12 protein-coding genes are annotated in these 13,043 nt (G+C 41.2%); 3 read left to right on the forward strand and 9 right to left on the reverse strand.

The features are described 5' to 3' along the window. Positions 1 to 422: RNA-guided endonuclease InsQ/TnpB family protein (locus IM450_RS11930; RefSeq protein WP_287720626.1), on the reverse strand; the 422-nt coding region annotated here is incomplete at its 3' end. 90 nt (positions 423 to 512) lie between these two features. Between IM450_RS11930 and IM450_RS11935 the strand changes: the two genes are divergently transcribed. Beyond that, on the forward strand, positions 513 to 1,787 hold the full coding sequence (locus IM450_RS11935; RefSeq protein ID WP_287667886.1) for an O-antigen ligase family protein: 1,275 nt from the start codon (positions 513 to 515) through the stop codon (positions 1,785 to 1,787). A gap of 557 nt (positions 1,788 to 2,344) precedes the next feature. Here IM450_RS11935 and IM450_RS11940 read toward each other — a convergent pair. The 5 genes from IM450_RS11940 to IM450_RS11960 form a co-directional block, all read right to left on the reverse strand. After that, on the reverse strand, positions 2,345 to 3,241 hold the full coding sequence (locus IM450_RS11940; RefSeq protein ID WP_287667888.1) for an AEC family transporter: 897 nt from the start codon (positions 3,239 to 3,241) through the stop codon (positions 2,345 to 2,347). Positions 3,242 to 3,289: 48 nt separating this feature from the next. Further along, positions 3,290 to 3,889 (reverse strand): Uma2 family endonuclease, encoded by a 600-nt coding sequence (locus IM450_RS11945; RefSeq protein WP_287667891.1) that lies wholly within the window; start codon positions 3,887 to 3,889, stop codon positions 3,290 to 3,292. A gap of 161 nt (positions 3,890 to 4,050) precedes the next feature. Next, the gene (locus IM450_RS11950; protein WP_223211089.1) at positions 4,051 to 4,311 is read right to left on the reverse strand and encodes a hypothetical protein; all 261 of its coding nucleotides are present in this window, start codon (positions 4,309 to 4,311) and stop codon (positions 4,051 to 4,053) included. 15 nt (positions 4,312 to 4,326) lie between these two features. Further along, positions 4,327 to 5,190 carry a formylglycine-generating enzyme family protein gene (locus IM450_RS11955; RefSeq protein WP_287667894.1) on the reverse strand — a complete coding sequence of 288 codons (864 nt, stop codon included), beginning with the start codon at positions 5,188 to 5,190 and terminating at the stop codon, positions 4,327 to 4,329. Positions 5,191 to 5,395: 205 nt separating this feature from the next. Beyond that, entirely contained in the window at positions 5,396 to 7,822 is a 2,427-nt protein-coding gene (locus IM450_RS11960; RefSeq protein WP_287667897.1) for a dynamin-like GTPase family protein, read from the reverse strand. 228 nt (positions 7,823 to 8,050) lie between these two features. On the opposite strand from IM450_RS11960, the gene IM450_RS11965 reads away from it, so the two are divergent. Continuing rightward, a complete protein-coding gene (locus IM450_RS11965; RefSeq protein WP_287667900.1) occupies positions 8,051 to 9,691 on the forward strand; it encodes a DUF655 domain-containing protein in 1,641 nt (546 codons plus the stop codon). Positions 9,692 to 9,731: 40 nt separating this feature from the next. On the opposite strand, the gene IM450_RS11970 is transcribed toward IM450_RS11965, so the two are convergent. The 3 genes from IM450_RS11970 to IM450_RS11980 all read right to left on the reverse strand — a co-directional run bounded on the left by IM450_RS11970 (position 9,732) and on the right by IM450_RS11980 (position 11,237). Then, complete coding sequence (locus IM450_RS11970; RefSeq protein ID WP_287667903.1) at positions 9,732 to 10,043, reverse strand: MgPME-cyclase complex family protein; 312 nt, start codon at positions 10,041 to 10,043, stop codon at positions 9,732 to 9,734. A gap of 67 nt (positions 10,044 to 10,110) precedes the next feature. Further along, complete coding sequence (locus IM450_RS11975) at positions 10,111 to 10,833, reverse strand: pyridoxine 5'-phosphate synthase (protein ID WP_198285484.1); 723 nt, start codon at positions 10,831 to 10,833, stop codon at positions 10,111 to 10,113. 59 nt (positions 10,834 to 10,892) lie between these two features. Continuing rightward, positions 10,893 to 11,237: a YbaB/EbfC family nucleoid-associated protein gene (locus IM450_RS11980; protein WP_287667907.1), complete on the reverse strand. Its 345-nt coding sequence runs from the start codon at positions 11,235 to 11,237 to the stop codon at positions 10,893 to 10,895. A 264-nt stretch (positions 11,238 to 11,501) separates the two neighbouring features. Here IM450_RS11980 and IM450_RS11985 point away from each other — a divergent pair, with 264 nt between their 5' ends. After that, complete coding sequence (locus IM450_RS11985) at positions 11,502 to 12,698, forward strand: DUF4377 domain-containing protein (RefSeq protein ID WP_287667910.1); 1,197 nt, start codon at positions 11,502 to 11,504, stop codon at positions 12,696 to 12,698. The last annotated feature ends 345 nt before the right edge of the window (positions 12,699 to 13,043 follow it).

Here is a 13,043-nt window from a genome sequence, read left to right on the forward strand (position 1 = left end):
ATTTGTCTTGACCATCGAATAGGTAAAGGTTCTGTGCATTTAGCTAAATAGATTTGTCTGTCTTTAAATTTAAAGGCTGATTTGGTAAATTCGGCACTTCCTCCTTGATGTTTTTTCTTAAAGTTGGGATACTTAGTACGACCAGCAAAGAAATTAGTAAAAGCTGTTTGTAGGTGTCTTAACCCTTGTTGTAAAGGTACACAGCTAACTTCGTTTAAAAACTCTAATTCTTCTTGTTTTTTCCACTCGGTCAACATTGAAGAAGTTTCAGTATATCCTACTCTTTCTTGCTTTTCGTACCAAGCTTGTGTTCGTTCGTGGAGAGCTTTGTTGTAAACTAATCTTACACAGCCCAATGTGCGCCGCAATAGCGACTCTTGTTTTGGTGTGGGGTAAAATCGGTAAGAATAGGCTTTTTCCATGTCTCACATTTTAGCATATATCGTGTAAATGTGCTAATATTTGACGGTAAAGCCGTCGTAGAACGACGGGGTTTCAGACCCAAATTTTCGATGAAAAAGATTTTTTGTCAAGGGTGGGAGTGGAATTTAATACTTTTTTCAGTTTTTATCGCCATGATACTGCCAGAGTTGGCGGGTATCGGCATTATTATCGTGTTAATTAGGGTTTTTACCGGCAATTTTCGGGCAATTATCCAGTCGCGTCTCAATCAAGGTCTCGGTATCGTCACACTTTGGTTAATGATTAGTGCCAGTCTTTCCCCAACTCCGGGGGATGCTTGGATTGGTTTAGGAAATTTCCTGCCTTTTTTCTTCTTTTTTAGCAATATTCGGCAATTAATTAAAAAACCCTCTCAATTGCGTCAACTAGCTTGGGTGATGGTTATCCCCTCAGTTTGGGTAGTGGTGATGGGATGGGGACAAATTTTTCTCGGTTGGCAAAAACCGGAAGCATTAAAAGGGATTTTTACCTGGCCCTACGGGGTGGGGGGTGAACCGAGCGGGCGAATGTCTTCGGTTTTTATGTATGCTAATCTTTTGGGGGCTTATTTACTGATAACTCTGATTTTAGCGATCGGTCTATTAATTCTAACTTGGCGGCAGTGGCACAGACAAAGAAATAACCTTTTAAATCTCAAAATCGGGTTTTTAACTTTAACCATATTTATCGATAGTGTAGGGCTATTTTTAAGCAATTCTCGCAATGCTTGGGCCTTAGCCTTTTTAGGTTGCCTAATTTTCGCCCTTTATCTGGGTTGGAATGCCTTAGTCGCCGGTTTTGTCCTCTTGGGAGGGGTGATTTCTCTTGCTTCTTGGGGACCCAATCCTTTCAGGGATAGTTTCCGTTTCTTGGTTCCTAGGGCGATTTGGGCGCGATTATCCGATGAAATGTTCCCCAATCGTCCTCTAGCTACGCTCAGAGCAACTCAATGGCGTTTTACTCTAGAAATGACCCAAGAAAGACCCCTATTCGGTTGGGGATTACGCAGTTTTACACCTCTCTACGAAAAAAGTCAGGGATTATGGTTAGGTCATCCCCATAATTTATATTTGATGTTAATGGCAGAAACGGGAATTATCGGCTTAATTTTATTGTCTGTTTGGGTGGGTTGGATTTATGCCCAAGGGGTGCGTTTATTTATCTTTCTACGGCAACAAAAAGCCGGGGGTGAGTTAATTATCTTTACCTATCTGGTAGCTTTTGGTGCTTGTGTTTTATTTAATCTCGTCGATGTTACCCTCTCCGATGTCAAGATTAATACTATTGTTTGGCTTCTCTTGGCTGCCATTGCTGGGGTGAGTCAAAGGTTAAATTATGAATTATGAATTATGAATTATGAATTATGAATTATGAATTATGAATTATGAATTATGAATTATGAATTATGAATTATGAATTATGAATTATGAATTATGAATTATGAATTATGAATTATGAATTATGAATTGGGAAGTGGGGTGTAGGGTGTGGGGTGTGGGGTGTGGGAATTGGGGAATTGGGGAAGTGGGGAAGTGGGGAAGTGGGGAATTGGGGAGAGGGGAGAATAAATAAAATAATCTCCTGAATAAGGGTGCATCCCACACTTGCAGAAATACCAACAATCAGCAATTATCAGTGACTCTTAAATTAGTACAAAAATATGAACAATCGCGTGTAAGCATCTCACAGTTAACCTAATGCGCGGGGGGTTTGGGGGGTAGAACCCCCCAAAAGCTTGGATTGAGTGATAAAACCGAAAGTAATGCCCAATTTTAGGAGAAAGTTTCCCCTTAAAAATCCCAAATTAGTAGATTTACCAAAATGAGATGCACCCCCTGAATACTGATAACTGAATACTGGCTCCCCAAAACGAAAACTTCGCACCTCACCATTAAGATAACTGCTATAAATAGACTTTTAATAACCAAAGAAAGAAAGGAATAGTCAGAAAACTAGCAAGGGTAGTGACCACAACTGTGCGGGCCATTAAAGCTGCTGAACCACCGAATTCTGTGACTAAAATGACAGTATTAACGGCGGTGGGCATGGCACTTTGTAGGATGAGAATTTTTAGATCCATACCAGTTAATCCTAAACTATTGCCGATCGCAAATGCCAAAAGAGGAGCGACTAAAAGACGCAAACAGACCCCTAATAATTCTAATTTACCGATCGCTAATTTTTGCTGAGATAATTGGATACCTAGGATAATTAAAGCCAAAGGAATTGCCGCTTGTCCCAGATAGCTAACACTTTTATCTAATTGCAGGGGAAGATGAAAAGAGAAAGTTTGAAAGCTAATGCCGATAAAAATTGACCAGATTAAGGGCAAGCGAAAAACTAAGCGAAATCCTGAAAGAAAGCTTTTGCCTAGCAAATAAGCGGGACTAATACCAAATAAAAGAATACTAGAGCCAATCATATAGATTATCGCTCTTTCCAGTCCGGCCGCACCCAGGGCAAAACTAGCCACCGGTAAACCCATATTACCGTTATTGGGCATCACGGCGGCAGCCATGAGGCTTTTGCGGGTATCATCATCGAGACTAAGACAATAGGCCATAATTTCGACGATAATCACCATTACCAATGAAATAAGGGCAAAGCCTAGGAGAATTAAACCGATATTGCTGGCGGATAAAGTGGTGCGATAGAGTCCATCAATCACCAAAGCGGGGGCAAGAATATATACCGTGATTTGGGAAAGGGAATGCACTTCCACAGTGAGAATTTTTCCTGCTATCACACCGATGAGGATGATAAAACCCACTGGAACAATAGCGGAGAGGATGACAAGCATTAATCAGGTAAAAAGTAAATAGTAAACAGAAAAAACTTATCTGATTTTTTAACAGATTTCTGTTATATCTTCATATAAAGATTTGATCGCACAGTGAAAATCGATACTAGCTAGATAAATATCTGCTCCTTTGCTGTAGGGATAAAGAACCCAGAATCCTTCGTCATTGCGACGAAAACAATCTACACTGATGCGTTCTTGACTGATAAGAACGTATTCTTCTAAAGTTTCGATCGAACGATAGTCGGCAAATTTATCGCCCCGATCTCGCTTCGCGAGCGCGTTGCGAGCAAAGGCAGCAGTAGTGGGGGATAATACTTCTACAATCAAGCGCGGATAACGGATAAAATCTTCCGAGAAAGACCGATTATCTCGCGAGTCGCAAGTGACCACAAGATCGGGATAAAAATAACTATTAGCTATTTCTAGACGAACTTTCATATCTGTGGCATAGACAAGACAACCACTACCCCGCAGCCGGTTTTTTAAAAGTGTGGCTAAGTTGATAATAATCATACCATGGGCTTTACTTGCACCAGCCATGGCGTAGGTTTGACCGCGAATGTATTCGTGTTTATCCTTGGCTATTCTCTCCGTTGCTAAATAATCTTCCGGGGAAAGATAGTTATGGTCAAAGTTAGCAATCATTTGGTTAAATCACCTTTATTGTCTCTAAAATCAATTCTAACTCTCGATCGAGGAGCGGTACATTTTAAAAAATTGTCTGACCAACACCTGCCAATTTTGCCAGTTGCTCGGCAAATTGTTGAGCTAATTGACCGGCTCGGACAATATCTAGTAAAAAAGCCTTATCCCGCCACATAAATCACTTGTGCTGTCTCTAAAATCTCTCGTTGACGAATCCAATTATGACTCTGCTCGATCGATTTTTTCGTTAGCAAATCAACTTTCCGTCCCAATAAATTCTCTAATTCCCGTTTCATCCTCGAAAACTCCAGAAGTCCCCAAGAAACACTATCGGCTCTCTTGGGTTTGGTGGGTAAAATGTATTCTAAGATACATTCCTGCCAGTGAGCGACTGGAACGAACCACAAAGACACAAAGGACACAAAGATTGATCGGTTCTATAAAGGGGAATTATCGCTAACCACACGAAAACCGATATCATAGAGTCCAGCAGTAGCCAGAAATTTGACCCGGTAGGCCGAGCGACATTTGTTAGGGCCGTCATTCCAGGAACCCCCGCGTAAAACTCGTCTGTCCCTATCTTCTATTGTGGCTGCTTCGTAGTTATCGCGCCAGTAATCTGCACACCATTCCCTGACATTTCCGTGCAGATCGTAGAGTCCGAAAGGGTTAGCGACGGCAAACATTCCCACCGGTGTGGTTTCTCTGCGATCGCAGCCTAGGGAACCTTCCCCATAACGACCAGAACTGCACACTTTTCCGCCATAATCCCAGTCCACCCCGGAATAGTTGGCTAAATCAGTGGAAATTGTCGGGCCGAAGTGAAAAGGGGTTGATGTTCCTCCCCGACAAGCGTATTCCCATTCTTTTTCTGCGGGTAAACGATAATTGAGTCCCGTGAGACGGGATAGGCGATCGCAAAATTCCACCGCTTCCCACCAGTTAATTTGTTCTACGGGGCGATCGTAACCTTCAAAATGGGCCGGATAGGGATTAAGTTCAATATTTACCGGTTCTAATTTTGCCACCTCGCGCCATTGTCGTTGGGTGATTGGGTAGCGACTTAGACAAAAAGCCTGAATATTAACCGGAGATTGGGGACTTTCACTCAATTTCCAGCCTAACTCGCTTTTGGGCGCACCGATGAGGTATTGACCGCTAGGGATAGAAATCATCTCTAAAAAGGTTTTTTTGCTTAAAAAATATTTATAACCTCGATTAGTGACTTTTTCCCGTTTAATTTCCTCACCTTTGCTATTAACAGTGACCACCTCATCGGTAAAATCTAACCATTCTCCCATTCTGCACCCCTCTATCGGTTATCGGTTGATCAGGTTCAGCTGCGAGCCTAAAAACATCTCGAAACCTACCAGTTTAAGAATAACAAGACTTCGATCGCTTATCCCCCGATGAGTTTTAATTTTAATTAATTTTTTGCTTTGACAGCAAATCCGTTTTTAATAGATGGATTGTTTCCTCTTGCTTCCCACCTTCCCACTCCCCATATTAATTGCTGGAGTGATTAACAACTTCAGGGACAATCTCTAATTCTTGTTCACCAATTATAGGTAAATGGTTTTTCTGTAAACCCATAGCAGTTAAACAAGTATTGAGAGAGTTTATCGCTTGGTTATAATCCTCAATTTTTTGGTGAATTTCTTCCTGTTTGCGAACATTATTCGCAATTTTTTCCGCCGCTTCCTGTTCTAAGGTTTGTTCTAGATAATAACGAGCTTGATTGAACTGTTGTAGAATAGTATCGGCTTGTTTTTTCGCCATTGGTATCAATTGATTTTTTAAAGTATTATTAATAGTTTGACGGAAGTTTTTCTGAATTGTCACTGATACTTTTGGCTCAAAATCTAACTTAAGTAATTGACGGATAGCGGGTTCAGCACCAAGAATACTTTCACAGTCATAACCTTGGGCAGTTTGTTGGACAGTTTGCCGAAATTGAAAGATAGAAAAAGTGCCTTCGTTGTAAAAATTGTGATTTTCTCTTACATAGCGATCACACTCTGTTCTCGCTTCGGAAACTAAGGCATGAATTAACTGATCTTCTAGCTGTTTTAGCTGATTTTCTATGCCCCCATCGTTACCCAATAAACGATAGATTTGCCGATAATAATCACCTTGCCTTACCGCATCTAAAAGACGCTGACAAAAGCGAGTAATTAAACTGGTTGACTCCTCAATTAACACATCTTCTAGCTGGTTAGACAGATAATAAAAAGCTTCTACTAATACTGCTAATAAAGGTGCTGTGGCATTGCGAGGATGGTTTAAAGTCGCTTGCGAGTAAGCATTTTTAACAGAAAAAGTATTTAATAACTCATCCAATCTTGATACCATTCTTGCTTTCAGTTTCTTAAAGTCTTCCTCAAAGTTTTCATCGCTATTAACCACGATAGCATTGACATAACCATCGATATGTTTAGTTAATTTCTCTCCCACTTCTTTTAATTCTTGATTGAGGTGATTTAACTCCAGAGCTTTCATCGCCTCAATTTCTCGTGGTTGACTTTCTAAATCACGATAAATCTCTTGATAATGATTTTTGAGAGTAATGCAGAGAGATTGTAAATCATCAGCTAAATTAGCAAACAATTGCGGACGTTTTTCTTCGGTGAGATAACGAGTAATTGCTGTGCGAAATTCTGCGATACCGCTATCAGCAATTAACTGCTCTAATAAAGGAGTTCCCCACTCACTTAAAACTCGGAAATAATTTTTATTGGGAGTTTCATAACCGTGGATGGAAACTTTAAAGGGAGTTGCCAGTAATTTACCGGAGTTGGCACAATAGTTATTAAACTCGCTGACAAATTGCGGTGTTTCTTCTTGTCCTCCTAAATTTTTCACACTTTCGGCAAAGATAGAATCTAAACCATAACGCTGATTAATATTGGTTTGATTTTTCACCTGATACCCATAAAATCCTAAAAGTCCACTGGTTTTGTAGAGGCGGGAAGTATCACGAAATTGCGTTTGAATCAGGTTTTCTAAACGTTGTTTTAGTTGGGCTGCGTACCAGGTTTCATCAATGCGGTTAAAAACATAAAAAACTCGATCACGAATACCAGCATTAGAGCGAATTTTTTCGAGTAATTCCGTTTCTTCTGTGGCTAATTCTCCCGCAGAAGCAGCCTTTAAAACACAAACCACTGCCGAAGTATCAGGATGCTCTATTTTACGATAGGCTAATGCGGCATCTTTTTTGACTGGGGCATCAATACCGGGCAAATCTACCAAAACGTTACCATCTTTAAGGAGAGGATGATGACAGTAATATTCTAGACGTTTTAAGACGGCACTATTGCTACCACGACGGGCAAAACTGGCCGCTTCTGCTAAATTAGAAAAGTGAAATTGTTCCATGGAATAGGTGGCATTATGCAGGGTATGGATCCGCTCACGATTTTGAGTAAATCCTTCAATTAATAATTTTAAACCCTGAGCTTGTTTAGCTCGCTCGGATTTGCCTTCTCCCCCTTCCTGTTCGATAATTTTTTGACAGTATTGGTTTAACTGACTACAGTATTCGGGGGAATTAATGTTACTGGGATTAGTTAATTGTAGATTTTGACAGACGGTATCGACTAAAGTACGAATTTCTACTTCGCTGAGAAAGGTTAAAACCACTCTTTCCTCATCAGCTTCTGCGTACTCAATATAACATTCTGTACCCGTTGCGTGTCCTTCGGCACTATAGAGCAATTCTCGCTCTAAAAGTGCATTGATTAACATTGATTTCCCGGCACTAAAAGCACCAGCAAAAACGATTTCAAATTTGGGAGAAATGGCTTTTTGTAGGGCAATTTCTATCTTGCTGGTATCCTGTTGATTGCGGAGAGACGATTCGCCTTTCAATAGTTCAATTATACTGTTAACATTACCAGCCAGATTACTGCATTGGGGTAAAAGTTCAGTCATGGTAAAACCCAGATCTAGAAGAACAGTGCTATTATTCCCCACATGATAACAAAATTCCCTAACTAGATGTCACATCTTTGCTCAGTAATTTAAGCAATCAAGGACAAGGCCCTAGTCTTGAATCTAGAATCATGATTGATTATAATCAATTTAGTACATACCGATTTCCGAGAACCTGCTTAGGTGAAAATTACCTCCTCACTCATGAATCCTAGGGGAATGATAATTATGTGGGCAAAAATGGCAATAGATAAATGGAGATTAAAAAAAATTCGGACTATGGGACAGTTAGGATTTTTGTTAGGGACAGTTTTTCTTTTGGGTGGCTGTCATTCTTTGAATGCTATCCAAAATCGTCCGCAACCCTTGCCCCAAGATCAATATATTCAAGTCTATTTTAATCATAATCAAGCCCGAAATTCAAATTATACCGATCCCTATCGCCAAATTAATCGCCCAGGGGATAATTTAGAACAGGTTATTCTTGATAAGATAAACTCGGCAAAAATTTCGATCGATCTAGCAGTGCAAGAGTTACGTTTACCCGCCATCGCTCAAGCTTTAGTTGCTCGTCAGCAACAGGGAATTAAAGTTAGGGTTATCCTCGAAAATATTTACAATAAACCTATTAATAGTTTAGCCAAAAACCAAGAACAATTAAGCGATCGAGAACAGGAACGTTATCAAAACCTTTTTGACTTAGTTGACATAAATCGCGATGGTAAATTAACTCCAGAGGAAATCGCCCAAAGAGATGCAATTACTATCCTCAAAAAAGCTGGTATTCCCCTAATTGATGATAGAAATGATCGCTCAAAAGGTAGCGGTTTAATGCACCATAAATTCATGGTTATTGATAATTACACTACTTTAATTAGTTCAGCTAACTATACCTTAAGTGATATTCATGGAGACTTTTCTAATCCCAAAACTGTCGGTAATGCCAATCACTTATTAGTGATTACTAATCCCCCACTAGCTAGAGTTTTTCAAAGAGAATTTAATCTGATGTGGGGAAGGGAAGATCGTTCTAGATTTGGGTTAGATAAACCCCACAGAAAACCGCAAACAATCCCTATCGGTAATAGTAGTCTGACGGTAAAATTTTCCCCCGATTCTACCACTTATCCCTGGGCAATTACTAGCAATGGTCTGATCGGTGAAACTTTAAATAAAGCTAAAAAATCCGTGGACTTAGCCCTATTTGTCTTTACGGAACAGCCTCTAGCTAATATTCTCGCCCAACGACATCAAAAAGGGATAGAAATTAAGGCTTTAATTGATCCTAGTTTTGCCTTCCGATACTATAGCGAAGGATTAGATTTATTAGGAGTTGCTCTCAGTAATAAATGTCGTTATGAACCAGATAATCAGCCTTGGCAAAACCCAATTAATACCCTAGGAGTTCCCGATCTAGCCCGGGGAGATAAATTACACCATAAATTCGGTTTAATCGATGATAAAATTGTGATTACTGGTTCTCATAATTGGTCAAGAGCCGCTAACCATCAAAACGATGAAGCTTTAGTTATTATCAATAATCCCACCGTTGCCGCTCATTTCGATCGAGAATTTCAATATCTTTACCGTACCGCTAAATTAGGACTGCCAGAAACTATTAAAAATCGGATCGAACAGGATAGAAAAAACTGCTCCCAATCTGTAACAATTAAAAGCGAGCGCTTAATTAATTTAAACACCGCCACCAAAGAAGAATTAGATAGTTTACCCGGTATCAGTGGCAAATTAGCCGAAAAAATTATCGCAGCCCGGCAACAAAAACCCTTTACTTCCCTAGAAGATTTGGATCGAGTATCGGGAATCGGTCAGGGAAAAATTAGCAAGCTCCAAGGCAAAGTCAGCTGGTGATGATTGCCTCGTCTGCATTTTTTGCCCCAGTCCAAAAAGGTTATTTTAACGGTTCGGGAATACTATCGGAAGGAGCTTCAAACTGTCCGGTAATAACGTATTCTAGACGCAATTTTAGCCAAGTAATAAACTGTTGATTGAGAGAAACAATCGCCGCTGCCGGTTGGGGAGTTTTCTTTTTGATATCGGCAAAACCGGGAGTATCTAAAAAAGCTGGATTGGCAATTAACCAAAAATCAATTTCTTGACCTTTTTCTTGATAATTCCTGATTTTTTCCTTCAAAACTTCCTTTTCGATCGCTTCTTCTTCTAAAAACTTTTGACTGGCTACCAAATAATAATAAGTTGTCATGATCTTTCCTTTAATTTTTCAGTGTAATTGTTCCTGAGTCGGGAGATTAGCTGATAGCTGATGGCTTTTACAATTCCCCACGCATAGCCAATTTCATTTCCCTAACAGCCCGTTCTAACCCGACCAAAACCGCACGACTGATAATTGTGTGACCAATGTTCAATTCTTCCATATTGGGCAAACAGGCGACGGCATAAACATTCCAATAGGTCAAACCGTGGCCGGCATTCACCCGCAAACCGAGGGAGGAAGCATATTCACAACCTTCTTTAAGAATTGTTAATGCTGCTTGACGATCGCTCTCCTGTTGTGCTTCGGCGTATTGACCGGTATGGAGTTCGATAAATTTCGCCCCCGTGTTAGCGGCCGCTTGAATTTGGGCAAAATCGGCATCAATAAACCAACTAACGGGGATATTAGCCGATTGCAGGCGCTCTACAACCCGACAAAAACGGTCAAAATTGCCCAGCATATCGATCCCCCCTTCCGTGGTCACTTCCTCGCGCTTTTCGGGGACAAGGGTGACATAATCGGGTTTAAGATCGAGAGCAATGGCGATCATTTCCTCCGTCGGGGCCATTTCCAGATTCAGATGAGTCCGCACCGTTTGCCGGAGGAGCCGCACATCGCGATCTTGGATATGACGACGATCCTCGCGCAAGTGAACGGTAATGCCATCAGCGCCGCCGATTTCGGCCAAAACTGCCGCCGCCACGGGATCCGGTTCCACGGTTCGACGCGCTTGGCGAATTGTGGCCACATGGTCGATATTGACACCCAAAGTCAGCAAAGTTGAACCTCCTCGCTTGTTAGTCCAACTTTCCATTCTACCATTGCGGTCAAAAGCGATTACATACTGGGGATATTTAAACCCATGGTCAGTTCTTCCATTTTGGCGCGCATGGTTTCCGTGGAGGCACTATAGGCGACTTTCATGGCTTCTAGAATAGACCCAGCCACAATCTCCAGATCTTGGGAGAGGAGAGCCGGATCGATTTCAATACCCCGGGGTTCTTGGTTGCCACTGAGATAGACTGTCACCAAGCCATTTTCACTCTGGCCGGGAATTTCCATAGTTTCCAGTTCTTCTTGCAGAACTTTCGCCCCTTGTTGCACCTGTTGCGCTTTTTGGAAAGCGTCTTGTAATTCTTTAATCTTACCGAGACCGAATCCGAATCCTTGTCCTTGTGCCATGATGTTTTTTTTTGTTTAAGGGGTCACTCAAGGTTTTTATTGTACTGCTTAAGGTGAACTGGGGTCAACTTTTGGCCATTTGAGGGCAAAAAGTGATTAATGACAACGATGACTTTCTGACTGGGTTAAGGTTTGAGGGAACTTGTTCTCTCTTCATCCGTCACGGGATGGTCAGAAAGAGAAATCCGAAAAATTATCCTAACCACTCAGTCGATTACCCCACGCCATAATACAATTGTTGCTTTGACGAGGAGAATAGCAATTTTGAACGCCAAAAAAACGGGAATTTTCTTGACAATTGCCCTAAGTTGTGCTTTAGCGGGGAAAGCAGCGATCGCTAATACTTCCCCTTTGGAGGGGACTCGATGGAAACTAAGGGGGTGGACAGCCGGAAGTTTGGTCAAAGAAACGGAAATTACTGCCGCTTTCCAGAAAAATATCCTCAGTGGTTCGGCCGGATGCAACCAGTATAATACCGGCTATCAAGTCAATGATGACACGCTCAAGGTTAACCAAGCGATCGCTACTACGAAAAAAGCTTGTCCGGAACCGCAGATGAAACAAGAAAATCAATATCTGGCCGCCTTGCAAGGAGTGGAACAATTCCAAGTGACAGCTAAAGGCGATTTACAGTTATTTTATCGTACTCCCGAAGGTTTAGGAATACTCACTTTTACCCCCGCACCGACCACCACGCGCACGGAAAAGACAATTTATATCAATTCTCGGAAACAACCCTGTAGCCAAGGCCCAACCAAAGACTGTTTACAGATGCGAGAAAAACCAGAGGAAAACTGGAGATTGTTCCCTAATAGTATCGAGGGATTTGATTATAAACCGGGATTTTTATATCAAATTAAAGTTAGCGTTGAAACCGTATCCAATCCAACTAATAATCAAAATTCGGAAACATGGAAGCTATTAGAAGTTATTAGCCAAACCCCAGAAAAAGAGACTCCGCGAGCTTGGTTTGATCGACCATTAACTAATTGGAATAAAGCCAAGGCACCTATCCCCAAATCTCCCGTTAAAACCGTGATTGATAACCAGTGTCGTGAACAGGTTCGTCCGGCAATTACTGCCAATGATCAAGCGCTTAATAAAGCGGGATGGTTACTGTACGGGGCCGTGCAAACCTATGGTAAAACTAGCATTATTTCGGCCATGAGTGGAGTGGATGGAATGTGCCGACCGATGGGTTATCAAGACTTTGTTTTTGTCGATGGTAAATTCGCTGGCACTCTTTCCCCGCGACCGATGGATTCTCGCGCTGATGGGGCATCTCAGAGAATTGTTTTACAAAATAGCGATCGAATTATTGTGGTTTTTAATCGCTATAAAGATACGGATCCTCTCTGTTGTCCTTCCCAATTAAGTCGCGTTATTTATCAAATTGAAACGGTCAGCGGATTGCCAGTGGTTGTTCCCAAAGAAGCGGAAACAGAAGCGGTGAGAAACTAATTCAGTTATCAGTTATCAGTTATCAGTTATCAGTTATCAGTTATCAGTGAGATAGGGAGATAGGGAGATAGGGAGATAGGGAGATAGGGAGATAGGGAGATAGGGAGATAGGGAGAAAAAGACTGGCAGCTAATAGCTTCCTTTTTTATTATATCTCCCGCAAAAGTGAGTTTTTAATCGCAGATGCTATTAAAGTCCTTAATTTAAGGATTTTTTCAGAAAAAGATCGCTTTTCTACTGCCAGGAAATAATCTATTTCTTTCTGCTTCTCCTGACTCGGATAATACTGGCTCGGAGACTCCTCACTTAACTAAAGATTTTTGATTTATGCAGCAGATTTAGTGA

Origin of the sequence: Microcystis sp. M083S1 (assembly GCF_020246405.1) — a bacterium.
Lineage (GTDB): Bacteria > Cyanobacteriota > Cyanobacteriia > Cyanobacteriales > Microcystaceae > Microcystis > Microcystis aeruginosa_C.